We start from the raw sequence: 23,766 nt of genomic DNA on the forward strand, positions 1-23,766 counted from the left end.
AACGTTCTCATTTGTAACGTAGCTGGTTTTATCGGTAGGTTTGATGTCTGTTTCACCGCGTCTCCTTTTCTGCCTGTCCGTGCTGGCCGTAAGCGCGTTGCCGCAACCGGGTGCAGCGCAGGAGAAAAATCCGGAGCGTGATGCGGGTAGGGCGGAGAGGGCGGTGCAGACGAACGCGCCTGCACGTCCCGGCGGCGTTGTGCACGAGACGATCCATGTAACCGCGGCACGGTCAGGTTTTTTGCCCGCAGCGGCGCTTAGCGCGACCAAGACGGCGACACCTCTCGATCTTACGCCGCAGAATATCACGGTCATTACACAGGAGCGTATGAGCGTGCTCAACGCACGCAGTATTTCAGAGGCAGTACGTTATTCGGCCGGTGTCTCCGATTACGGATCGAAGGACGATCCGCGCGGCTATTTCGGGACGATTCGTGGATTTACTCCCGATATCTATCTCGATGGCACGCGCGCGCCCGATGCCAGCACGTCGCAGAGTTTCAGCATCGAGCCCTGGGGGCTGGAGGAAATGGACGTTCTGCGAGGCGCATCCTCAGCCCTTTATGGCTCGGGGCAGCTGGGAGGCATTATCAATGCTGTCAGCAAGCGTCCTCATCCGGATCAGGTCGACGAGATCGATTTCCAGACCGGTTCGTACGGTCGTGTTCAGGGCGCAATCGATGTTGGCGGTGCGCTCAATGCCCGCAAGACCCTGCTCTGGCGTTTCAACGGGCTGATCCGAAAGTCGGATACCTATGCGCGCAATATCAAGAACAACGAAATCTACGTGGCGCCCTCGCTGAGCTGGCGGCCTGACGAAAAAACCACACTCACCCTGCTCACCAGTTTCGAGCAGCTCGATGCAGGGTCGACGGCACAGTTTCTGCCCGCTGTCGGTACCGTTCTGCCATCGCGCTGGGGCCGGATTGCCCGCAATTTCCTGAGCAGCGATGCGGATTACGACGTCTACTCAAAGCATCAGGTTGCGGTCGGTTATAATGTCGTTCGGCATATTCTGCCCAACTGGACCATCACGCAGAACATGCGCTACGCGCATCTCGATGTGCTCTATCGTTTCGTGACCACCTCGTCGCTTTCTGCAGATAAGCAGAGCATCAATCGCACTGCGCTCAATCAGCAGGGCAATTATAATAACGTCACCCTCGATACACGGTCGGTCGTCACCTTCCATACGGAGGGCATTCATCATGAAATCCTGACCGGCGTGGATTTCCGCAGCGATTTTCTGGCCAATCGCCGCGGCCAGCGCGCGGCCCCTGCGCTCAATCTCTACAAGCCGGTTTATCGCGCCATCACCTGGCCGGGCTATGGCACGACCACAAGTACGAACGAGACCGAAACGGATACCGGTATCTATGCACAGGAGCAGGCCAACTGGCAGCGCTGGTATCTTACCCTGTCAGGCCGTGGCGATTTCACGCAGAGCATGACAGTCAATAATCTCAATGGCGGGCGGACACCTCAAAACAACAACGCCTTCACGGGGCGGGTCGGGCTTGTCTATCGGTCTTCCATAGGGCTGAACCCCTACGTTGCATATGCGACGTCATTCCAGCCTCAGGTCGGCACGACATTTGCGGGCTCGGCCTTTGTGCCGACCACGGGCAGGCAGATCGAGGCCGGTGTCAAATACAAGCCGGTCAGGTCCTTGCATGGCGTGGACAATTTCATGCTGACCGCCGATTTCTTCAATCTGGTTCAGGATAATGTCCTGACCGCCGATCCGGCCAATTCGTCTTTCAGTGTGCAGACCGGGCGGCAGAGAACACGTGGCTTCGAGTTCGAGGGTGTGGGGCGTCTGCCCTGCAGGATCGATTTCATCGCAAGCTTCACCTATCAGGATCCGCGTGTCATGCGTTCGACCGTTGCAGCACAGGTAGGACAGCGCCCTGTGGCCGTTCCATCCCATATGGCCTCGCTGTTCCTCAAGCGCGATGTGGCTTTTTCAGCATTGTGGCAGGCAGGGCTGGGGGGCGGTGTGCGTTATACGGGCAATACGGCTGGCTCCATCCCCCTGACATTTTCCGTGCCTTCACAGCTTGTATGGGATCTTCAGGCCCATATCGACCGGGGGCGCTCGCGCATCCAGTTCAATGGAACCAATATTGCCAATCGCAAATATGTGGCAATGTGCACACGCGACGTGGCCTGTGCCTGGGCACCGGGCCGGGCGGTATTCGTGACCCTTTCCCAGCGCTGGTAAGATCTGGCGCCGGGAGAATGAAGGCGGTGATGGCTTAACGTCGTGAGAGAAAATCACCGCTGTTCAGACTGCGTTCGATATCCTCAAGCGAGCGGCCTCTGGTTTCGGGAATGTAGCGATGGATGAACAGCCAGGCGAGGGTGGTCAGTCCGGCGAAAAGCAGGAACGTGCCTGAGACGCTGATCATCGAGATAATCGAAAGCGTGATCATCGAGATCAGCAGATCGAAAGACCAGTGCGAAATGGTGACAAGCCCCATGCCCTTGCCCCGTACCGAGAGCGGAAACACCTCGGCACCGACCAGCCAGAGAGAGGCGTTGATGCTTCCCAATGTGCACAGCACATAGATCAGCAGGCCAGCCACCGCGAAAATGCGGCCCGCGCCTTCCGGATCGCCGCCGAAAAAGACGATGGCAAGCACGATGAGCGCCAGGATCGATCCGGGCAGAACGCGCAGCATGAGCCGACGGCGCCCCCAGTGATCGACTGCCCAGAAACCGAAAACCGTGGCAATGGTAATGGCCACACCGATGGCCAGTGAGATCAGCAGGGCAGAATTGCGATCGAAGCCCGCTCCCGAAAGAATGGTGGGCGCATAGGTCAGTACGGCATTCGTACCGGTAATCTGGCTGAACATGGCCAGGCCCGTTCCGGCGATCAGGGCCGGGCGCAGACGGCGCGAGAAAAGAATGCGCCAGCTTCCTTGTTCCTGAGCGGCATCCTCGATATCGCGCATCTCGGCTTCGGGGTTCTCATCGGGGCCGCGCAGGCTGCGCAAAATGGCAATGGCCTTGTCTCTCTGGCCCTTCGAGGCCAGGAAACGCGGACTTTCCGGCAGGAAAGCAAGACCGATGAGCAGCATCATGGCCGGTATGGCACCGATCAGCACCATCATGCGCCAGTCACCGCCACGGCCGAGCAGACGTATCAGCAGGGCGCTGTCACTCAGCCACCAGCCGATCAGCGATGAAATCAGTACGCCGCCCACGATGGCCAGCTGAAACAGCAGAACCAGACGCCCGCGTCGTGCAGCCGGTGCAAGTTCGGCGATATAGACAGGAACGATCTGGCTGGCAGCGCCCACGGCAAGGCCGAGCAGAACGCGCATCAGCGTCAGTTCGGTGGGGGACATGGCCATGGCCGACCCGACGGAGCCGAGCAGGAACAACGCGCCCGAAAGCCCGACGAGCAAGCGCCTGCCCCAGCGATCGGAGAGGGGGCCGGCCCCCATGCAGCCCAGAAGGGCACCCGCCACCATACCGGCGGCAATGGCCTGCTTGCCGAACGTATCGAGTGGGAAACTGTCGCCGAGCGTCAGAAGCGCCGCCGAGATGATGCCCTGATCGTAGCCGAACAGGATACCGGCAAGACCTGCCACACAGGAGGCGATGAAGACACGCCGATGTCCGGAAGAGGTGTTGCCAGACCTCGTGTTGCCAAAGGACGCGTTATCGAACGACGGGCTGTCTGCCGGCGCAACGTTCGGGGATATATCGACAGTGGGCGCACCGGATGCTGCAATGGCGCCGGTAGCCCGGGAAGGAATGGCCGAACTCATGATCTCTCCCGGATCCTGGATCGACAGTTCGATCCGCTGTCACGAGATGAGACCGCGTGCTTTCTTTTCGAAACTCAATATTTTGTTACGAAAGTGCGTGCTTGCACTGCCCTGTCCTTTTTATCGATGAAACAAAGCGAAAGCCGTTATGGGAGAATAATAACAAATACGTGTTATCATTCTCCCGGTCTGTGTGATTCCGTGTCAGGGTGCGAGTCGCTCCATCAGTCGTCCCGTCTGCGTCGCGGGGGGGGGGGGCTGGCATCGGCCGGGTTTTCCGGCCAGTCGTGCCTGGGGTAACGACCGCGCATGTCCCGGCGCATATCTGCCCAGCCCGTCGTCCAGAAAGCGGCAATATCGGCCGTAATGGCCTGCGGGCGTCCGGCAGGAGAGAGCAGGGCGAATTGCAGTCTGACGCGCCCGTTGGCGATTTTTGGTGTTTCCTTCAGACCATAGAAAGCCTGCGCCCTGGCTGAGACGGTCGGTGTGGCCTCGCGGTAATCGATAGACGGGTTTGCGCCCGGCAGCGTCAGGCTTGTAGGCAGATCCTGATCGAGACGCCTGAGCTGCGCATAATCGAGGCGCTGGCGCAGGATCGAAAGCAGATCGAGTGACTGGATCTGGCTCAGCTTTGTCATGCCATCCATATAAGGCAGCAGCCATTCCTCGAGCGTAGCGGCCAGAGTCTCGTCGTCCATGGCCGGAAGCGCCGCATCGAGATGGTCGCGCGCCAGAGCCAGACGGGCACGGAACTGCTCGCAGGCCTCCGACCAGTTCAGGCTTCCCGACAGATCGGCCCTCAGGCGTGAAAGCAGGAGGGCCTGGATTTCTTCCGGTCTGGCAGGGGCGGAGCGATCGCGCAGGACCAGCGCCCCGAGACGGAGCCGCCTTCGGGCAATGACGTTGCCTGTGGCTGTGTCGAGCGCTGTCTCCACCTGTTCTTCAGTGCGCGCCATGAGGGTTTCCGGCAGGGATTCGAGGTCCAGCGGAGCGGCGAGACAGATTTCGGTTGCGGTACGCACATGAAGGGCTGGAGCCACGATCAGGGTCTCGCGTGACAGGGGATCGATGGCGCTCAGACGCGCAGAACCGCCACCGGACAGGCGATATCGCCCTTTTTCACCGGCTGCCATGGCCACACGGTCGGGAAAACCGGCAGCCAGAAGGGATGCCGCACAATGCGGATCGGGGGCAAGGCGCTGGTTCAGCCCGAGGCGCTTCTGGTAGCGCTGGGCCGATTGCCTGATACGGGCCAGACTGGCCCTGTCGGCATGGGGATGATGGTCAGCCCCTTCGATCAGGGCAAGACGCGACTGGATATCGGCAGGAACCGATGGGCTGCGCTGGCCCGGTACGATGCGAGGGCGCAGCGGGTCACGTTCTTCCAGCAGGGCGGCGAGGGCGGCCGCCGTGGCTTTTTCCGGTGGGGTGCGCGCGGCGCACATCATGGCGGCAAGGCGTGGCTGGGCGCCAAGGCGGGCCATGGCGCTTCCGAGCGGGGTGATTCCCGATTGCGCGTCGAGCGCGCCAAGACCCTGCAACAGGGCGTTGGCAGCCTGAACCGCGCCCGAAGGGGCGGGATCGAGGAGCGGAACCTCCTGTGGTGGCGTTCCCATGACCTCATGCCACGCAGCCATATCGAGACAATGGCCGGTGAGGTCGCTTGTCAGGATCTCGGGCAGATCATGGGCGATCAGGGCGCGCCCTGTGGCTTCGGTCCACAGGCGTACTGCAATGCCGGGGGCTTCTCGCCCTGCACGGCCTGCACGCTGCGTGGCCGTGGCGCGCGAGATACGCAGGGTTTCGAGTCGCGACAGTCCCGATCCGGCATCGAGTCGCGGTGCGCGTGCGAAACCGCCATCGACCACGATACGAACGCCCGGCACGGTGAGCGAGGTCTCGGCAATTGAAGTGGAGAGAACGACCTTGCGCCGGTCTGCCGGTTTGAGGGCAAGATCCTGCTCGCGCGTGTCGAGTTCGCCATAAAGAGGCAGGATAAGGGCCGGCGCATCGGCAAGGGCGGCGGCGCATCGTCTGATCTCGCCCACGCCGGGCAGAAACGCCAGAATATCGCCCTCTTCTTCGGCCAGCAGGGCTTTGATTGTGCGGGCCATGACATCGGGCAATTCGCGCTGGGCAGCAAGGTCGCGTCTGGCATGACGGATCTCCAGCGGAAAGGCACGCCCCTCGCTCTCGACCAGAACGCCATCGAGCAGGGTGGTGAAGGCACGCCCGTCCGTTGTGGCAGACATGGCGACCAGTCGTAACTCGGGGCGCATGGTGCGTTGCAGGTCGAGCGCAAATCCCAATGCCGTATCGAGATCGAGCGAGCGTTCATGGACTTCGTCGAACAGAATGGCCGAAACGCCCTCAAGGAGCGGATCGGTCAGCAGGCGTCGCAGCAGAAGACCTTCTGTCACCACCTCGATACGCGTGGCGGCACTGACGGCTGAATCGGTTCGTGTGCGATACCCTACGGTCTGGCCGGTTGCCTCGCCCAGCAGGGCAGCCATGCGATGAGCCGCGCCGCGCACGGCCACGCGGCGCGGCTCGACCACAAGCAGCCGTCCGTCTCCGCGCCAGGGGGCTTGTAAAAGATGAAGCGGCACCAAAGTCGTCTTGCCTGCGCCCGGTGGCGCTACCAGCACGGCATTGCGTCCGGCCGCAAGCACGTCCTGCAGATCGGGCAGTGCCGCAGAGACAGGAAGAACGGGAAGCGAAATGAGATTGGCGGGCAATATGGGACCGGTCATAATGACCTCTATGGCGCGTCCGCAGGGCGGTCGGCAATTCTCTTCCCTCATTGCGATTGGTCTCATGCTGCGTAAGCTGTCTCCACTGGCCCTTATCCTGTTTGCTTTTGGCACGGCGCCTGTCCTGGCTGCCGAGAGCGCTCCCGTCACATCGGCGCACGATACCGCCACACTGGTCACGGATCGTGACAGCGTGGTGGCAGGTGGCACGCTGCATGTGGGATTGCGTCTGCAACTCAAACCCGGCTGGCATACCTACTGGCTCAATGCCGGCGATGCAGGCGAGGCACCGACACTCAGGACCAGCGCAAGCGGTGCCATGACAGGGATGAGCGAGGCGATCGATTTCCCGACGCCCGTGCGTATCAGCGAAGGCGGGCTGATGTCCTACGCCTATACGGGCGATGTGCTTTTGCCCCAGCGCCTGAAGCTGGAGGGGAAAACCGGCGACGTTACCCTGAAGGCTCATGCTGACTGGCTTGTCTGCGCGGCAACCTGCGTACCCGAATCGGGTGATTTCTCGCTGACGCTACCCACGGGCAAGGGCGCACCCGACAGTTCGGCGCAGGGGCCGCTTTTTGCACATGCATCCCAGGCGAGCCCCATGCCTTCTCCCTTCGATGCTGCTGTAACGCCCGATGGTGTGCTCAGCCTGAGCGGTCAGGGCCTTTCTGCCGACAGCGTGAAACGCGCCTGGTTCATGCCCTCGGTGACGGGCGTGATCGATCAGGTTGCCCCACAGAAGCTCGTTGCGGAGAACGGACGGATCACGCTCGGCCTTCACTGGATCGATGCGTCACACAAGCCATCTTCTCTTGAAGGCATTGTGGTGCTTCAGGATCAGGCGGGGCAGCAGACTTCACTGTGGATCAATACCGGCCCTGTTGCCGGGGCTGCGCGTCAGGATGGCAAGACGGGTCTTGTGACACAGGGCAACGAGGCCGGAACGGGTGATATCCTGCATCATCCCGGTTCCACCCGTTCGACCGCCCCTTCGACGGCTTTGTGGCAGTTGCTGGTTTTTGCTTTTCTGGGCGGGTTGATTCTCAACCTCATGCCCTGCGTGTTCCCGGTGCTGGCCATGAAAGCGTTCTCCCTGGCCAGACTCGGGGGATCGCATCGTCATGAGCAGATACGGAGTGCTCTGGCCTACACGACCGGCGTCATGTGCAGCTTTGCGGCACTTGGCATTGTCATGATCGTGCTGCGCAGTGTGGGCTCTGCAGCGGGCTGGGGGTTCCAGTTCCAGTCGCCTGTCTTCGTCATCGGCGTGGCGTGGCTGTTGATCATGATGGCGCTCAACCTGCTGGGCGTGTTCGAGGTGACGGCGGGCCGTCTGGGTCAGGACGTCACGCCGCGTCATGGTGTCTGGGGCGATATGCTGACCGGCCTGCTTGCCGTGATCGTTGCAACACCCTGCACCGCGCCCTTCATGGGGGCGGCCATTGCAGCGGCACTGGGCGGCCCGGCATGGTCCGGGCTGTTGCTGTTTCTTGCCATGGGCTTCGGTCTGGCATCGCCTTATGTTGCGATTGCGACCATTCCCGTTCTGGCGCGCCACATGCCCAGGCCCGGCGCGTGGATGGCCATCCTCAAGCAGATTCTGGCTTTTCCGCTTCTGGGAACGGCGGTCTGGCTGTTCTGGGTGGCGTGTATCCAGCGCGGTGCCATGATTCTGCCGATCGGCCTTGGCGGGGCTGTGGGCCTCGGTCTGGCTGCCTGGCTTTTCGGTGTGACGCAAAGAGAGGCAATGGTCAGAGGCGCGACACGCTGGGTGGTGATCGGGCGTGGCGTGGCCCTCGTCGTTGTAGTTCTGGCGGGTGTGAGCCTTGTGCGTATCGCCGATAGTCGTGCGGCGTCACCCGCACTTGCGGCACAGACCGGAACCGGAAGTGTGTCCTACACGCCCGAGCGTCTGGCCCGCCTGAGAGAGGAGGGCAAGCCCGTCTTCATCGACATGACAGCGGCATGGTGCATCACCTGTATGGTCAATGAGCGCGTGGCCCTTCAGGCTGCGCCGGTGCAAAAGGCGTTTGTGGCGAAAAACATCACCTATATGAAGGGTGACTGGACCAATCGCGATGAGACGATCAGTGCCTATCTGCGCGACCACGGTCGCGATGGCGTGCCGCTCTATGTCTATTATGCACCCCATAAGGAGGGTGTGGTCCTGCCGCAGATCCTGACCGTTTCGGGCGTGCTTGACGCGATCCGCTAAGCTGGTCGGCTGCCCTGACGCCGCCCGGGAGATGGCCGTGCGGCGTCAGGCGGGAATGGCATCAGGGATGGGTGCCCCCGAAACCGGACCCCATATAGAGATGGCCGTGCGTTTTGCGACCGGCGGGCGATGCGGGGGCATTCGCATTACCGTCACTCGCGACCGGGCGCAGCAGGGCTTCGCGGCTGGTATCCACCGGGGGCCTGTGCGTCGTGCAGGCGGAAAGCGCGAGCAGAAGGCCGGGTAACAGGAACAGACGCATTGCATTACCTCGGATCGTGGTCTGCGGCGTGATGATTGCCGGACCGGGTTTCGGGGCGCGAAGAATGCGCGCAAAGAGCTCCATCGCCAAGCTGCGCATTGCACGACATTCGGAGACTGGTCGACTGGTAGGGTAGCGGCCTACGCCCAGACCGCTTCATTCAGTTCGCGATAACGCGCAACGCCGATGGCACGGATACGGCTGATATCCCGATGAGGCGGAAGCCCGAAAAGAGCCCGGTATTCGCGTGTGAACTGCGAAGGGCTTTCGTAACCCACGGCAAAGCCCGCATCGGCGGCAAGTCTGTTTTCATCCAGCATGAGGCGTCGTGCTTCCTGCAGGCGCAGATGCTTTCGATACTGCATGGGTGAGAGGCCGGTGACCTGCTGGAACTTGCGATAGAATGTGGATTTTCCCATTCCGGCCAGAGCGCAGAGCGCGGCAGGAGAAATATCCTGCATGAAATCCGCCCTCATGAGAGACAGCGCACGATTGATGCGCGACGCGTCGCTTCTGGTATTGGCGATCTCGTAAAGCACATGGCGCTGATCGCCCTTGAGCACATGATAGATCAGTTCACGTTTGAGCATGGGCGCCAGAAACGCCCTGTCACTCGGGTGATCGAGCACCAGAAGCATGCGACGCAGGACATCGAGCAGGTCAGGCGTTACCGGGCTGAGGCCCAGACTGGCATGTTCCGGCATGTCCAGCCCGGGATCGGGGCTTGTTTCGGCAATGATCGCGGCGACTTCTTCGGGCGTGAAAGCAATACAGGCTGCGAGATAGGGAGAATCGGGCGTGGCCTGGGTGATCCGGCCAGATAGCGGCAGATCGACCGTGGCGACCAGATAATGGTTCTGGTCGTAATGGAAGCTGCGCTTGTGGATCCTGATCGTCTTGGCCCCCTGGATGATCAGGTAAATGCGCGGTTCGTACACCACCAGCAGCGGATCTGTCGTGTTGTTGCACCGGTAAAGCGTCAGGAAATCGAGCGATGTCGGGGTGCTCATGGCAGTGCAATGACGACGTACGAGCGCCTGAACTTCAGCAAGCTGGTCTGGGGTTTCCGTCTGGGTCATGTGCGAAATATGGCCATGAGAGAAAAAAAGGCAAGTTTTCAGGACGGGGGCGATAACGCTCTCCTCATCTGCCGCTGCATAAAGAGGGCATCCGAAACGGGTGGTTGATCCATCGATGGAGGAACCCGAATGACCCGCTTATCCGTCCTGTTGCGTTGCGAATATGGAGCGTTTTTCTGCTTCTCCCTGTCTCGGCAGGAGCATGTTTCGACGTGCTTCACAAGCCGTGTTTCGTGCGAGCGCACAGTGCAGAAAACGCCGATACGCCGGGGGAAAACGGCAGCGCCTCCGGTTCGGGTATCCTGATCGGATGGTCGAATTCATCGTGATCTCGGACGTCATCAAATATCTCGGGCTGAATGCCCTGCTTATGTTTACGGAAATCAGGAGAAACCGGAATGACCAGTAAAGTTGCGCTTGTAACGGGTGCCAGTCGTGGAATCGGTGCGGGTATTGCCTGCCAGCTGGCAAGCGAAGGCTTCGATATTGCCTTCTCCTATCCTCACGATGTCGCCTCGGCTCAGGATACGATCAGGCAAGTCGAGACGCTCGGCCGCCGTGCTCTGGCCGTTCAGGCCGATGGAAGCACTGTCGAGGGCAATGAAAAGATCGTAGCGGAAACGGTTCGCGTTTTCGGTCGTCTCGATGTGCTTGTCTGTAACGCAGGCATGTATCCGAAGGGAACGATCGACGACATCACGGTCGAGACCATAGAGGCCGGTCTCAATCTCAATGTTCGTGGCCCGATGATCGAGACCATGTGCGCCATCAAACACATGAAGTCTGGCGGTCGTATCGTACTGATGGGATCGTCTTTTGGCGGGCGCGCGCCCCTGCCGGGACTGTCGCTTTATTCCGGCACCAAGGCGGCCCTGCGTGGCTTTGCCAAAGGCGTGGCACGCGATCTGGGCAACCGGGGAATTACGATCAATGTGGTCGAGCCCGGACCGGTCAATACAGCGCTGAATCCCTCGAATACCGAGGCCGCAGCAGTTCTGGCCAGCCACGTTGCAACCGGCGCCTATGGCGAGATTGCCGATATCACCAATATCGTCTCGTTCCTGGTCAATGAGCGTTCAAGCTACATTACAGGTGCAGCACTCGCCGTCGATGGCGGCCTTCTTGCCTGACAGGCTCTGCCCCTTCGGTGCGTGACCGAAGGGGCGTTCGGCTTCAGTTCTGTGCCAGAAGTGCCTCGTATTCGGCAGGTACGCCGCAGAAGGTGATCGCCTCGGGAGGGATCACTTCGTAATGGATTTTCAGGCCGTCCCTGATCAGATGATTGTAAAGGGGGGCCACGTAAAGCTCGGGAGATGAGGGGGTAAGCCGCTCCTGTTCCAGTGCTTCGAGAAAATCGCTGCATCGCGCGAAGTGATAAAGTCCATCACAGCACAAATCCGAAATCGGCTGTTTTTCCGTCGTGCGGGCGGCAAGCGGTTCATCGGTGTTTTCTGCGGCGCCGACATAGGACCAGTTCGCGCCCGATCCACGGAACACTTCCAGATATCCGTCCGATTTGCCAAACCAATCCCCTTCGGGGAAACGGAAACCGGGGCGGAACGTATCGATATTGAAAATGGTCAGCGGACTGTTCGGTGCCATGCCCGCCTGCTTGATGCCGTATTCCACCGTCTCGGCCTGACCGGCCGTTTCGTGATCGAGAATGACGATACGGGCATCGCGAATGCCCAGCGCTGCGATTTCCTTGCGGATGAAAGCTTCCGTATCGGCAACGGTGCGCGCGATGAAGACGAAAGGCACGCTATCGAAATAGGCTGAGAAGCTTTCGATCGAATGCGCGAATACACTCTTGCCGTGCAGGGGCAGCATGTATTTCGGTACGGGATAACCGGCTTTTGTAAAGCGGCTGGACAGGCCAGCCATGGGAATGACGATCATCACGCAAGTCCTTCGAGCGAGGCATAGAGACGCAAGGCATTGGCAATAAAGGCCTTTTGCCGGTCCGGTCGGTCGGAATGAAGTGGCAGCATCGAAACGAACAGGGAGGTGGTAATAGCCCTGATTTCGCGGCTTGAGGTGGAAAGGCCGGAAATGCTCATCTCGGCAAAGGATTTCTGGAGCCATTCGCGCTGGGGTGACGCGTCGAAATCCAGGTCGAAATCATAGGCCGTATCCTGTTTGAGCGTGTAGCGCCCGGCCAGAATGAAGTCGTACAGCCCATCTACCGAATGGGAGTATTTCGCGATGTCGTACCGGAAATCTCCCCAGATTTCGAGCTTGTCGGCAAAAACATAGCCGCGTGGATCGATGACCGAGATACGGCTGTTGCGCGAATTATAGAGGATGTTGCTGAAGCAGAAATCGCCGTGCATCAGCGTGGCTCTGGCTGCCGGATCGTGCGTGATCAGCCCTTCGATTTCCTCGGCAATCGTCAGAAGGGAAGGCATTGCACGTCCCTTGAAACTGAGATCGCGTGCGATATCGAAGCCCGTTTCACGCGCATAGCGTTCCAGACGCTCGACCGTTTTGCCACCCATGAGCTGACGCGAACAGGCCTCACGCGGGGCATCACTTTGCGTCGTGGCGCAGAGCTCGAGGAACTCCGAACAGCTTGTGAGAATTTTCTTCCAGGTCACACGGCCGATGGACGAGAAAACATAGAGTTCGGACAGGTTGGGCGCGTATTGATATTCGGTCGTGTAAAAGGCCTGTGTCTCGTTTTCACCCTTGTCGAGCAGACGCGCAGCATAAGGCTGTACGGCAGCAGGGATGGACTCGAACCAGTTCGCTTCGCCCTTCATCTTGAAGCGATCTTCCGAGAGCTTGCGCACCGTGCTCTGCGTGATCTGAAGCGAATTGAAGGCGCGCGCTGTCGTTACCAGACGGCGCGAGCGAAAATAGGTCTGGATATGGCCGAAATCGTACCATCCATCGACATGCTTGAGTGTGAGCGGGCGACGCTTCAGATAGAGATTGAGGCCGGCGATGAAATTGCCCCGCGCCTGGGTGATGGCCCGAACGAGCTCGACCCCGTTCGAAAACGAGAAATAACCGCAGGCGATGGGGCGTTCGAGATCTTCTTCGCTCGTGGCTTCGATCGTCTCGAGGCTGCTGATCGCGTCGTCTTCATGATTGATGACCGCCCATGAGTAGTCATCGCCTTCCTTATGGCTTGCAACGACATTGAGCCCCGTCGGAATTTCTCCAAGAACGGTGTCGCCATGCAGGACATGAATGCCAACCGAATAGGCATTCAGGACATTGATGGCATAGACGACAGCTTCGCCCAGCGAAATGCCATCCGGCAGTTCGAGCAGGGAAACGCCTTTCTGCTCCAGCCGGTGCAGATCATAGGCTGGAACTTCGAAGCTCTCGGGAACAGCCAGATAGATCTGGCTGATATCCATATCCTGCGCTCTCAGGCTGTCAGCCTGAATGTCATAAAGCCGACCAACACCGAGAGGGAGGAAAGACGGGGGCAGCTGGCCGAATTCGGCAACCAGCTCCTGCGTGACATAAGCCCCGGACATGATCAGGGCGATGGAGGAAGAGGGGTTCATTTGCCTGTCTCGATCAGGGCATTGATCTCGGAAAGCGAAAGCGAGACAAATTCACTGGGGCGAATAGCGCGATCGTCGACATAAAACCCTTCGGTGCCGCACCACGGCTTGCCGACATAGATCTCGTCATAAGGAACGTCGTGCTTGTTCAGCCAGTCGATGATCACAGGCAGGGTATTTGCGTTGATCTTGCCGACAGAGCCCTGATAGGTGCGCATGTTTCGAGCAGTCTGAATCAGGATCTCGAAGCCCATGGCCTTGTATTCGCGCAGCTTGGCTATGAGCGGGAGGTTCGGTTCTTTCTCACTGTACGAAAGATCGGGGTTGTTTACAGTGAGCGTGTCATCGAGATCAATTACAAGACGCTTCATAGCCTGGGTCGAGCTCCATCGTTTTCTGGCAGACGATCTATTCGTTAAAACACGAAAATACCAGACAACTCGACGAGATGAAAAACTTTGTTTTCATGAAAGATTTATAACGAAGTCCGTAATCCGTGTTTATAAGTATTGCATCTCAAAATACTGGTTTGTTCGCGCGATAGGGATTTGAAAACGCCGTATCGCAATCATTACGGGTTTATCGCTGTGCCCGGGCGCTCTGCGTGACGCGCTGCTCGCTGGAGATGTCGTGGCCAGCGGACATCCAGGCGTGATTCCTGGCTTTTCCTCTATCTTGCCGGCGGAGTTTTGACTGCGCAGGCTGGGGCAGGGGCGACAATCGTGTAGGATCATCATTTATGGCGTACAGATTCCGGTCCGAACGCCTGACGCGCAGAAAAACCCGTGCCGAGCGAAAGCACTCATGAACAGCAAGGAAAGACGATGAAGCCTGCCGAGCGGAGGACCGAAGCCCGTGACGGAAAAGGTGTGGCGGGGCTGGTATCTGAATGCCGGATTGCCGAGCGCGGTGACGGAGCAAGATTGCCGCTGGCCCTGTTGAGGTGGGTTATGGTGCTGATTTTCGTTGCATTCGGCATTCAGAAATTCACGCCGCAATCAGCTCAGGGTATCGCCGTCTATATTTCAAATAGTCCGTTCGTTTCCTGGTTGCAGATATTTGGAGTTCGCGGTGAGGCGTATTTTCTTGGCTGTACCGAACTTACCATTGCACTGCTTCTTGTTCTCGGGGCGTTCGTTCCAGTCGTTTCCATGATCAGTGCCTTGCTGGCCACTGGAACATTTGCCGTGACCTGGTCTTTTTTCTTCACCACGCCGGGTGTGGTCAGATGGAGTTTGTCCACAGATCCGATTGCCTGGACTCTGGCAGGGGAATTTCTGTTCAAGGATGTCGCATTACTGTGCATCTGCCTGACGCTTTTTATCGCATCTGTGCCGAAGCGTTTTCTACCGATGGGCCTGCGCTGATCCTGCGGGGAAATCTGTATTGCAAGCTTGGTATGCCTAGCAGACAGGCGGGATTGCAGTATGGGGGCGTCGATGCCCCAATCCGTTGTCACTCAGATGGCGCATGGAACCGGACAGGTTATGCGCGACAACCGGAACTCGCTCGAAGAGCATTCCATCGTGTCATTATGGATTTTTGGGGGAAAATGGTGCCCAAGACCGGGATCGAACCAGTGACACTGCGATTTTCAGTCGCATGCTCTACCAACTGAGCTACTTGGGCACCGTCACCTGACGGTGTGAAAGGGGGTTTACTCCAAGCCGTCCCGGTGATCAAGCGGGGGAAAGGCGATTTTTTCGTCTCCTTCCTCTGGAAGGGCCGGGACGCTGTAGCTCTCGTTGAACCAGCGACCCAGATCGACATCGGCACATCGTCTGCTGCAGAACGGGCGATAGGCGTGGTTTGTCGGGCTCTTGCAGATCGGACACAGACTCATGGATCGAAGCTCCAGTAGGAATCCGGATAATCCGGCATCATGGTCACGCTCAGGGTTGCGCCCCATTCGAGCGAGAACTGGGCGAGGGCGTCGCGATCGGCTTCAAGTGCGCGCGTCACGGCTAGCGAGGCCCTGAGCACTGGTGCGCCACCGCGCTGTCGTCCGGGTTGCCTGTCATTGCGATCGCGCAGGATCTCGCGCAGGGCCAGAAGGCCGCGACCGCCTGGACTGGCAAGCGCTTCATGCAGGGGGGGACGCCCTCTGGTACGAACGATTTCAAGCAGCCCCAGAGCCGTTGCGCCCAGCATCTTCGGCTGCATGGGGTCGCCTTGCAGCGCCTCGGCCAGAAACTTGCCAAGGGCAGGGCGCTTGCGCAGGGGAACACCGGCAGGATCGACCAGAATGGCTCCGCTCAGATTGCGCATTCGTATCTGGCGTGCCAGAGCTGAAAAAGCGTGTCTGTTGGCGTTGAACCCATCCATCTGCCGACGCTGGTCCGGGTTCGGATCGTCCAGATCGATCGCGGTCAGGGCGGGTGTGGGGGTGAAACTGGCCCGCACGCCATGAGCCAGTTCGGCATGGGGGGAGAGCAGATCGTCGCATTCCGCTTCGAGCACATCGTCGAAGGCGCGGCTGACGCGGTCGATACGCGGTCTGAGCGCTGGGGGGACAAGCGCCATCAGAGCCGGAGCATCGCAGCAAAGCCGTGCCTCGGGATAGCGCGCCGCCAGTTCCTCGAGCGGTGAGGGGCCATGAGCGAGCAGAACCGGGCGATCGCGTGTCGTGCTGTCGGTGCTGGTGCTGACGTATCCGGCGCGCCCAGCAGTATCGGGCTTGAGGCGAAGCCCCTTGCCGTTCTGGGCACTTCGCGTGACGCGTGCCGTTACCAGTGCGCCCTCGGCATGTGTGCCGGTCAGAAAGCCGGTAGAGCCGTTTTCGAGCAGAACGAAGGCACCACCCAGAGCCGGAGCGGATTTTTGCACGCGTACGGCATGAATATCGCCGTAGCCATCGGGCATGCCGGGGCGCCAGAGCGCGAAATCGACCAACCCGTTCTCGTCGCATATGGCGATGCGTGCCTCGCCCGGTGACCAGGCGATGCGGCATTCGATCATATGATGAAACGGCAGGGCTGGCCCCGCAGCATCTGGGCCGTTTCGAAAAGCGGCAGACCGATCACGGCGGAGGGGCTACCGCCCACATAACGTATGACAGAGGCCGCGGCGCCCTGAAGCGCATAGCCGCCTGCCTTGCCCTGCCAGTCTCCCTGATCGAGCAGCGCCGTAATCTGGGCGTCGCTCAGACGGGAGAAGGTGACGTCGGTCTCAACAAGTCGTTCGACATGACGCCCCTGTATCCAGCTTGCGCTGGGGGTGACGCAGACAGCCGTCAGTACGGTATGGCGACGGCCCGAAAGCAGCCTCAGGCAGCGTTCTGCCGTGGCACGGTCTTCTGCCTTGGGCAGAATGCGTCGCCCGACTGCAACAAGGGTATCGGCGGCGAGAATGAGGGCAGGCGCGTCACAGCGTCCCGCTACGGTCTCGGCCTTCATGCGGGCCAGACGGGCAACACAAAGGCGCGGTGTTTCGTTCTGGCGCGGCGATTCATCCAGATCGGCAGCGTCGATGCGATCCGGGATCAGCCCGATCTGGCGCAGAAGATCCACACGTCGCGGCGATGAAGAGGCCAGAACGAATTCAGGCCTTGTGCCGTCGGTCACGAAAACGCTCTTACTTGAAGCGGAAGGTAATGCGGCCCTTGGACAGGTCGTAAGGCGTCATTTCGACATTTACGCGGTCACCGGCGAGAACGCGGATACGGTTCTTGCGCATCTTGCCGCTGGTATGGGCCAGGATCGTGTGTTCGTTGTCGAGCGTGACGCGGAACATGGCATTGGGCAGCAGCTCGGTTACCGTGCCGCTGAATTCGATCATGTCTTCTTTTGACATCTGAGTCCTTGAAACTGTGGTCTGGAACAGGCCGGAATATCCCCGGCAGGATTAAATTCTGCCGCGTATGTGCTGGCTCGACGCCGTTACGTCAAGTTTCTTGGTGATTTTGCCATCGAAAAGAGGCGTTTTACCTCTATCCGGCGGTGCTGTCGGAGTCCTGTCCGTTCCGGTGGTTGTGGCGTGATTACGCCTCTTTGCCCAGTGCGTCGAGTCGTGCCGACAGGCTCAGGGCATGGGCATCGAGCCCTTCCGCTCTGGCAAGACGAACACCGGCGGGACCGACGGCGCGCAGCCCGTTCGCATCGGCTGAGATCGAGGTCGTGCGTTTGAGAAAGTCGAAGACGGACAGGCCGGAAGCAAAGCGTGCCGTGCGGCTGGTCGGCAAAACGTGGTTGGGGCCACCAACGTAATCGCCCACAGCCTCGGGGCAGTTGCGACCGAGGAACATGGCGCCTGCATGACGGATCCGGGTTGCGAACTGCTCGGGATCGTCAAGCATGACTTCCAGATGTTCCGAAGCAAAGCGATTGGCGATGGCTGCGGCCTCGTCCCAGTCGCGCACGATCACCACTGCGCCGTGATCCGCCCAGGATTTGCCCGCAATGGCGGCACGCGGCAGGGTCTTGAGTTCGGTTTCCACCGCCTCGACCACGCTTTGGGCAAAAGCGGCATCGTCGGTGATGAGCACGGCCTGCGCCAGCTCGTCATGCTCGGCCTGGGCCAGCAGATCGAGCGCGACGAAACGCGGGTTGTTCCGGTTGTCGGCCACGATCACGACCTCGGAAGGTCCCGCGATCGAATCGATTCCGACATGGCCGAATACCTGACGTTTGGCTTCGGCCACATAGGCATTGCCCGGCCCGACGATACGATCGACAGGGTTTATCGTGTCTGTACCGTAGGCCAGGGCTGCCACGGCCTGTGCGCCGCCCACGCGATAGATTTCGCTCACACCGCATACGCGCGCAGCGGCCAGAACGAGCGGGTTCAGTACGCCATCGGGGCAAGGCACGCACATGGCAATGCGCTCCACACCCGCAACGCGGGCGGGCAGGGCATTCATCAGGACCGAAGACGGATAGGCCGCCTTGCCCCCCGGCACATACAGGCCGACCGCATCGAGTGGCGTCCAGCGCATACCGAGCGTCAGGCCGGCATCGTCGCGATAAGACAGGTTCGAGGGCATTTGCGCCCGGTGGAAAGATTCGATCCGTGTGGCGGCGAGACTGAGCGCGTCCATCAGTTCAGCATCGACCTTGTCGGCTTCACGGGCGATTTCATCGGCTGAAATGCGCAGACGTTCGGCAGGCAGGGTCAACCGGTCGAAACGTGCCGTGTAGTCGCACAGGGCGTCATCGCCCCGGGCGCGTATGGCGGCTATGATCTCGCGCACCGGCGTGCTGACACTGGTTTCTACCGCGCTACGGTCGGAAAGCAGCGTTCCAAGACGGGATTCGAAATCCGTATCGGTGCTTTGCAGCCATTTCATGCCGTTTTCTCCTGAAGGGCGTCGCGAAAGCGTTCGATCAGGGCGCGAATGGCATCGGGCCGGGTCTTCAGGGCAACGCGGTTGACGATAAGGCGGCTCGTGACATGGGCAATGACATCGGTCTCGCGCAGGCCATTGGCCTTGAGCGTCGAGCCGGTATCGACCAGATCGACAATCACGCTGGCCATGTCGAGCGTGGGCGCAAGCTCCATGGCGCCGTGCAGATGCACGATCTCGGCATTGACGCCTTTCGCCGCAAAATGGCGACGTGTGATGGTGGGATATTTGGTCGCCACACGCAGATGGGAGCTGGCAGCCGCGTTGTCTTCTCCCGCAGAGCCGACAGGTCGGGCAATCGAGATGCGGCACCCGCCTATGCCGAGATCGAGCGGGGCATAGATATCGGGATAATCGAATTCCATCAGCACGTCGGCACCGCATACGCCGATCTGCGCGCCGCCATGAGCCACGAAGGTTGCTACGTCGAAAGAGCGTACGCGCACGACATCGACCTTGGGGTCGAGGGTCGGAAAGCGCAGGCTGCGTGTGCCTTCACCAATGGCGCTGCCATCCTGAAACAGGCCTGTACGTTCGAGCACGGGGCCAAGCGCCTTGAGAATGCGTCCTTTCGGAAGCGCCAGAATAAGGGGCGCATCCGTTTCAGCGGAGCGGGATTCGGAGGCGGGTTCGGATACGGCATTCATCACAGGCTCTGCCTAACACATTCTCACGCGCTCAAGAACCGGGCGAAAGCAACGTTTTTGCGACCTCGCGACACGTTCGCCAGGCAGTAAAGCATCGCAACCGGCTCCGGCATATCGATGCGTTCGGCTCACACAGTGATGACCCTGTAACGCCATGGGCTTGCCATCCGGCCTGCAACCCTTGGCGCTTCAATCCGCTAGACTGGACAGAACCTTTTCATGCGACTGACAGGAGTATCCATATGTCTCGCAGCGATTTGATTTCCGAACTGGGCTCGGCCACAGCGCTCGTCGATGAAGAGCAGCTGCATCTCGATCTCAATGACGGCACGCGTATCCCCCAACTCGGTCTTGGCGTTTACAAGACGCCTGCCGATGAAACCGCCGAGATCGTGCGCTACGCGGCCCGAACAGGCTATCGCATGGTCGATACGGCAGCATTCTACGGCAATGAAAGCGGCGTGGGCGACGCCTTGCAGGATTTCCCCGATCTCTATGTTTCGACCAAGCTCTGGGCCAGCGATATGGGCTATGATTCAGCCCTGCGCGCTTTTGACGAAAGTGCAAGAAAGCTGCGTCGGGATGTGGTCGATCTCTATCTGATCCATTGGCCCATGCCGAAAAAGAACCTGTATGTGGAAAGCTGGAAGGCCCTGATCGAGCTCAGGAAACAAGGGCGCGTCCGGTCCATCGGTGTCTGCAATTTCGAGCCCGAACATCTGACGCGTCTGATCGAGGAAACGGGGGTCAAACCTGTTCTCAACCAGATCGAGCTGCATCCGGCCTTTCAGCAGAAAGAGCTGCGTGCGTTCAACGATGCCCTCGATATCCGTACGGAAGCCTGGAGCCCGCTGGGCCGCGGAACGGGGCTCGATGGAGAGATCATCACCAGCATTGCAAAGAAGCACGGCAAGACGCCGGGTCAGGTCACGATCCGCTGGCATCTCGAACTCGGTAATGTCGTTATTCCCAAATCGGCGCATCACAAGCGCATCGACGAGAATTTCGATGTGTTCGATTTCAGGCTCGACGATGAGGATATGGCGCGCATCGCAACGCTGGACCGGGCAGATGGGCGCACCGGCCCCGATCCGGCAACGGCCGATTTCTGATTCTCAGCGCAGCTGTAACCACCTGTAATGCAGCGTCGTAAAATGTGACGCTGCATGATCGGCCGGATATGTCATGTCTCGGTCCATGCATGACGTCATCCGCATGAGATGGCGGGGCCTCAATGCCCTGCCGGTACTGTTGCCGGTCCTGCTCGCGCCATGCGCGCGGGCAGCACAGCCCGGCTATTTCATGCCCCCTGTTCTGGCGCACAAGTCCCTGGGTTCTGCTCCGTCTGCGGTCCATCCCCTGATCGCTCAGGGAAGAGGCTTCGATCTCAGCCTGAAGGCTGAGGCACCCCCCAAAGTCTTCGCGCCCGATACGCTGCAATCGGTTCTGCGTCATCTCGGCCCCGTTTCGGTTGAGCAGAAAACAACCTCTCCTATCGCTATGGAACATGGCGTAACAACTGTGTTTGCCCTGCCTGTGCAGGCTATCCCCGGGCTGGACCTGACAGCGAGCTTCTTTGGCGGGCATCGCGACACCCGCCTTGGTGCACCACCCGGCTCTGCCGCCGTAACGGGTGGATTGAGATTTCGCTGGTAGACCCTGGCGCCCAAGAGGGGCGCCTATCGGTGTCAGACGTCCTCATACGTCGTGGACCGTATCCAGATCGCCGAAGCGCGTGAATTCGCCCTCGAAATAGAGTGGAATCGTGCCCGTCGGTCCATGACGCTGTTTCTCGAGAATCAGCTCGGCCTTGTTATGCACCAGCGCCATCTTGCGCTGCCATTCCTCCATCGCGACCTGATATTTATCCATGCTCTCATAGGCGCTGTCTTTGGGCATGCGCTGTTGCAGATAATATTCATCGCGATAGACGAACATCACGGCGTCGGCGTCCTGCTCGATCGAGCCGGATTCACGCAGATCCGAAAGCATCGGGCGCTTGTCCTCGCGCGATTCCACCTGACGCGAGAGCTGCGACAGGGCAATCACAGGGACCGAAAGCTCCTTGGCGATGGCCTTGAGTCCCTGCGTGATCATCGAGATTTCGAGCACGCGACTCTCGGGCTTTGTGCCGATGGCAGGCCGCATGAGCTGAAGATAGTCGACCACCACAAGGCTCAGCCCCTTGGTGCGAGCCAGACGGCGGCAGCGCGTGCGCATGGCCGAGAGAGAAATGGCCGGGGTATCGTCGATATGAAGCGGCAGCTCCGACAATTCGCGCGACACACGCACGAAACGGTCGAATTCACGCTGGCCGATATCGCCACGACGGATTTTTTCGCCCGAGACTTCGGATTGCTCGGACAGAATACGCGTGGCCAGCTGTTCCGACGACATTTCGAGAGAGAAAATCGCGACAGCGCCCCGTGGCTTGATGCCCTTGTCCTCAGCCTCACGCAGGAGGGCCTGCGCAGCCGAGAAGGCGATCTTGGTGGCCAGTGCGGTTTTGCCCATAGCCGGTCGTCCGGCCAGAATGAGCAGATCCGATGGATGCAGCCCACCGGTTTTCTTGTCGAAATCGCGCAAGCCGGATGTCAGACCGCTGACATCGCCTGTACGTTGAAAAGCCTGTTCGGCCACCTGCAACGCGCCGGTCAGGGCACGCTCGAAGGTAACGAAACCGCCGTCCTGCCCCTTGTCGGTCGCAAGTTTGAACAGCGTTTCTTCCGCTGCGGCAATCTGGTCGCCGCCCTCAAGATCGGCACGCGCGCCGTAGGCGTTATTGACCACCGTCTCGCCGATATCGATCAGCTGGCGCCGTATCCAGGCGTCATGAATGGCACGCCCGTAATCGCCCGCATTGACGATACCGACCATCGCCATCAGCAGCTGGCCCAGATATTGCGGTCCGCCTACCTCATCCAGCAGGCCCGAATGTTCGAATTCGGCACGCATGGTGATCGGATCGGCCAGCATGCCGCGATCGATACGTCGGGCGATGGCCTCGAAGATCCTTCCATGCAGCGGATCGGCAAAATGGGCAGCCTCGAGGAAATCCGAGACGCGCTCATAGGCCTTGTTGTTGGTCAGAAGCGCGCCAAGCAGGGCGCGTTCTGCCTCCGGATTGGCAGGAGGGGTGCGCCGTAGCAGCGCGGTCAGGCCGTCGTCGGCCGCTTGTCTGGCTGGGGTATCGATCATGGTCACAGCGACCCTCTATCATGCCCGACCACGATTCGATCAAGTTAAGAGGACAGGGTGTTGCCAGCGAACGGCATTGGGGCAATTTTCAGTCTGTCAGGTTTCAGTCTGCTAGGCCGCCTGTTGCCGATGCCCCGTCATTCGTCGGGTCGGCATGGCAGGGGGCGGCTTCATCGGGGTCGGTTATGCCGGCTGTATCGCTCAGGGAGAGCATGTTTTGGTTCATCCGGCTCTTTTTGCCCATATTCCCGGTGAGGGGCTGTTGCAGGTGCAGGAACTCGGACTGGCCTTCATCCTCTCCGCTCTTGTCGGTCTTGAGCGGGAATATCGTCAGAAATCGGCGGGGTTTCGCACCTATACGCTGGTCGGCGTGTCAGCCGCCCTGTTCATGCTGATCTCCAAATACGGTTTTGACGATGTGCTGATCCCGGACCGGGTGGTCGTCGATCCGTCACGTGTTGCCGCCCAGATCGTGTCAGGTCTCGGCTTTATCGGGGGTGGCGTCATTTTCATGCGTCGCGATACCGTGCGTGGCCTGACCACCGCGGCATCCGTCTGGCTTACCGCCGCCATCGGCATGGCGTGTGGGGCAGGCATGACCATCGTCGCGCTTCTGACCACACTCGGTTATCTTGTGATCATGTTTCTCACGCCGGGTTGGCTGCTGCATTTTCCCCGTGCGCCACGCCACGGCTTCAAGATCAGCATTCGCGGTGCGGCGGAAAGCCATTTTGTCGAGGCTGCCTGTCAGACACTGAAAAAGCTCGGTTTCACGCTCGGCCATATGTCTCAGGAACGCCATGACGAGAGCGACCGGCTGATCATGAGCGTTCATGTGCATGGACTCAAAGCCCCCGATGATGTCGTGACCGCCCTGATGCAGATCCCCGGCGTTCAGTCTGTGTGGAGCGAGAAACAGGATGAGGCTCCGGATTAGGAGAATAAGGCCCCTCTGCGCTGCCCTT

The 23,766-nt window shown here is 59.9% G+C and carries 21 protein-coding genes and 1 tRNA gene; 7 read left to right on the plus strand and 15 right to left on the minus strand.

Going from position 1 to position 23,766, the window contains the following annotated elements; all coding sequences use genetic code 11:
- Positions 1-43 precede the first annotated feature (43 nt).
- The gene (locus tag NF685_RS12435) at positions 44-2,224 is read left to right on the plus strand and encodes a TonB-dependent siderophore receptor (protein WP_252849865.1); all 2,181 of its coding nucleotides are present in this window, start codon (positions 44-46) and stop codon (positions 2,222-2,224) included.
- Positions 2,225-2,258: 34 nt separating this feature from the next.
- On the opposite strand, the gene NF685_RS12440 is transcribed toward NF685_RS12435, so the two are convergent.
- A complete protein-coding gene (locus tag NF685_RS12440; RefSeq protein ID WP_252849866.1) occupies positions 2,259-3,782 on the minus strand; it encodes a sugar porter family MFS transporter in 1,524 nt (507 codons plus the stop codon).
- 224 nt (positions 3,783-4,006) lie between these two features.
- Positions 4,007-6,535 (minus strand): ATP-dependent helicase HrpB, encoded by a 2,529-nt coding sequence (gene hrpB / locus NF685_RS12445; RefSeq protein ID WP_252849867.1) that lies wholly within the window; start codon positions 6,533-6,535, stop codon positions 4,007-4,009.
- 1 nt (position 6,536) lies between these two features.
- Here hrpB and NF685_RS12450 point away from each other — a divergent pair, with 1 nt between their 5' ends.
- Positions 6,537-8,753 carry a protein-disulfide reductase DsbD family protein gene (locus NF685_RS12450; protein ID WP_252849868.1) on the plus strand — a complete coding sequence of 739 codons (2,217 nt, stop codon included), beginning with the start codon at positions 6,537-6,539 and terminating at the stop codon, positions 8,751-8,753.
- 61 nt (positions 8,754-8,814) lie between these two features.
- Here the strand turns inward: NF685_RS12450 and NF685_RS12455 are convergent, their stop codons facing one another.
- Complete coding sequence (locus tag NF685_RS12455; protein WP_252849869.1) at positions 8,815-9,099, minus strand: hypothetical protein; 285 nt, start codon at positions 9,097-9,099, stop codon at positions 8,815-8,817.
- A gap of 56 nt (positions 9,100-9,155) precedes the next feature.
- Positions 9,156-10,094, minus strand: a complete 939-nt coding sequence (locus NF685_RS12460) for an AraC family transcriptional regulator (RefSeq protein ID WP_252849870.1) — start codon at positions 10,092-10,094, stop codon at positions 9,156-9,158.
- 398 nt (positions 10,095-10,492) lie between these two features.
- Here NF685_RS12460 and NF685_RS12465 point away from each other — a divergent pair, with 398 nt between their 5' ends.
- Positions 10,493-11,224: an SDR family NAD(P)-dependent oxidoreductase gene (locus NF685_RS12465; RefSeq protein WP_222546184.1), complete on the plus strand. Its 732-nt coding sequence runs from the start codon at positions 10,493-10,495 to the stop codon at positions 11,222-11,224.
- Positions 11,225-11,267: 43 nt separating this feature from the next.
- On the opposite strand, the gene NF685_RS12470 is transcribed toward NF685_RS12465, so the two are convergent.
- From NF685_RS12470 to NF685_RS12480, 3 genes are read right to left on the minus strand one after another with little or no spacing between them, the layout of a single operon-like run.
- Positions 11,268-11,993: a glycosyltransferase family 2 protein gene (locus tag NF685_RS12470; RefSeq protein ID WP_252849871.1), complete on the minus strand. Its 726-nt coding sequence runs from the start codon at positions 11,991-11,993 to the stop codon at positions 11,268-11,270.
- Positions 11,993-13,615, minus strand: a complete 1,623-nt coding sequence (locus NF685_RS12475) for a capsular biosynthesis protein (RefSeq protein WP_252849872.1) — start codon at positions 13,613-13,615, stop codon at positions 11,993-11,995. Before NF685_RS12475 ends, NF685_RS12470 begins: the two co-directional genes overlap by 1 nt.
- Positions 13,612-13,986: an HAD family hydrolase gene (locus tag NF685_RS12480; RefSeq protein WP_222546181.1), complete on the minus strand. Its 375-nt coding sequence runs from the start codon at positions 13,984-13,986 to the stop codon at positions 13,612-13,614. Before NF685_RS12480 ends, NF685_RS12475 begins: the two co-directional genes overlap by 4 nt.
- Positions 13,987-14,439: 453 nt before the next feature.
- Here NF685_RS12480 and NF685_RS12485 point away from each other — a divergent pair, with 453 nt between their 5' ends.
- Complete coding sequence (locus NF685_RS12485) at positions 14,440-14,982, plus strand: YkgB family protein (RefSeq protein ID WP_252849873.1); 543 nt, start codon at positions 14,440-14,442, stop codon at positions 14,980-14,982.
- Positions 14,983-15,168: 186 nt separating this feature from the next.
- Here the strand turns inward: NF685_RS12485 and NF685_RS12490 are convergent.
- The 7 genes from NF685_RS12490 to hisG all read right to left on the minus strand — a co-directional run bounded on the left by NF685_RS12490 (position 15,169) and on the right by hisG (position 19,603).
- Positions 15,169-15,244: transfer RNA gene (locus tag NF685_RS12490), tRNA-Phe, on the minus strand.
- A 28-nt stretch (positions 15,245-15,272) separates the two neighbouring features.
- Positions 15,273-15,458, minus strand: coding sequence for a DNA gyrase inhibitor YacG (locus tag NF685_RS12495; protein ID WP_222546179.1), 186 nt, complete (start codon positions 15,456-15,458; stop codon positions 15,273-15,275).
- Positions 15,455-16,573: a ribonuclease E/G gene (locus NF685_RS12500; protein ID WP_252849874.1), complete on the minus strand. Its 1,119-nt coding sequence runs from the start codon at positions 16,571-16,573 to the stop codon at positions 15,455-15,457. The genes NF685_RS12495 and NF685_RS12500 overlap by 4 nt, the downstream gene beginning before the upstream one ends.
- The gene (locus NF685_RS12505) at positions 16,570-17,178 is read right to left on the minus strand and encodes a Maf family protein (protein ID WP_222546177.1); all 609 of its coding nucleotides are present in this window, start codon (positions 17,176-17,178) and stop codon (positions 16,570-16,572) included. Before NF685_RS12505 ends, NF685_RS12500 begins: the two co-directional genes overlap by 4 nt.
- A gap of 10 nt (positions 17,179-17,188) precedes the next feature.
- Entirely contained in the window at positions 17,189-17,407 is a 219-nt protein-coding gene (infA, locus tag NF685_RS12510; RefSeq protein ID WP_023979930.1) for a translation initiation factor IF-1, read from the minus strand.
- A gap of 187 nt (positions 17,408-17,594) precedes the next feature.
- Positions 17,595-18,899: a histidinol dehydrogenase gene (gene hisD / locus NF685_RS12515; protein ID WP_252849875.1), complete on the minus strand. Its 1,305-nt coding sequence runs from the start codon at positions 18,897-18,899 to the stop codon at positions 17,595-17,597.
- Positions 18,896-19,603 (minus strand): ATP phosphoribosyltransferase, encoded by a 708-nt coding sequence (gene hisG, locus NF685_RS12520; RefSeq protein WP_222546175.1) that lies wholly within the window; start codon positions 19,601-19,603, stop codon positions 18,896-18,898. The genes hisD and hisG overlap by 4 nt, the downstream gene beginning before the upstream one ends.
- Positions 19,604-19,845: 242 nt before the next feature.
- On the opposite strand from hisG, the gene NF685_RS12525 reads away from it, so the two are divergent.
- Both NF685_RS12525 and NF685_RS12530 read left to right on the plus strand, forming a co-directional pair.
- Positions 19,846-20,715 carry an aldo/keto reductase gene (locus NF685_RS12525; RefSeq protein WP_222546174.1) on the plus strand — a complete coding sequence of 290 codons (870 nt, stop codon included), beginning with the start codon at positions 19,846-19,848 and terminating at the stop codon, positions 20,713-20,715.
- Positions 20,716-20,788: 73 nt separating this feature from the next.
- Positions 20,789-21,259 (plus strand): hypothetical protein, encoded by a 471-nt coding sequence (locus NF685_RS12530; RefSeq protein ID WP_252849876.1) that lies wholly within the window; start codon positions 20,789-20,791, stop codon positions 21,257-21,259.
- A gap of 42 nt (positions 21,260-21,301) precedes the next feature.
- Here the strand turns inward: NF685_RS12530 and NF685_RS12535 are convergent, their stop codons facing one another.
- Entirely contained in the window at positions 21,302-22,801 is a 1,500-nt protein-coding gene (locus NF685_RS12535; RefSeq protein ID WP_252849877.1) for a replicative DNA helicase, read from the minus strand.
- Positions 22,802-22,955: 154 nt separating this feature from the next.
- Between NF685_RS12535 and NF685_RS12540 the strand changes: the two genes are divergently transcribed.
- Positions 22,956-23,738: an MgtC/SapB family protein gene (locus NF685_RS12540; RefSeq protein WP_252849878.1), complete on the plus strand. Its 783-nt coding sequence runs from the start codon at positions 22,956-22,958 to the stop codon at positions 23,736-23,738.
- The last annotated feature ends 28 nt before the right edge of the window (positions 23,739-23,766 follow it).

Origin of the sequence: Asaia lannensis NBRC 102526, assembly GCF_024054035.1 — a bacterium.
GTDB classification, from domain to species: domain Bacteria; phylum Pseudomonadota; class Alphaproteobacteria; order Acetobacterales; family Acetobacteraceae; genus Asaia; species Asaia lannensis.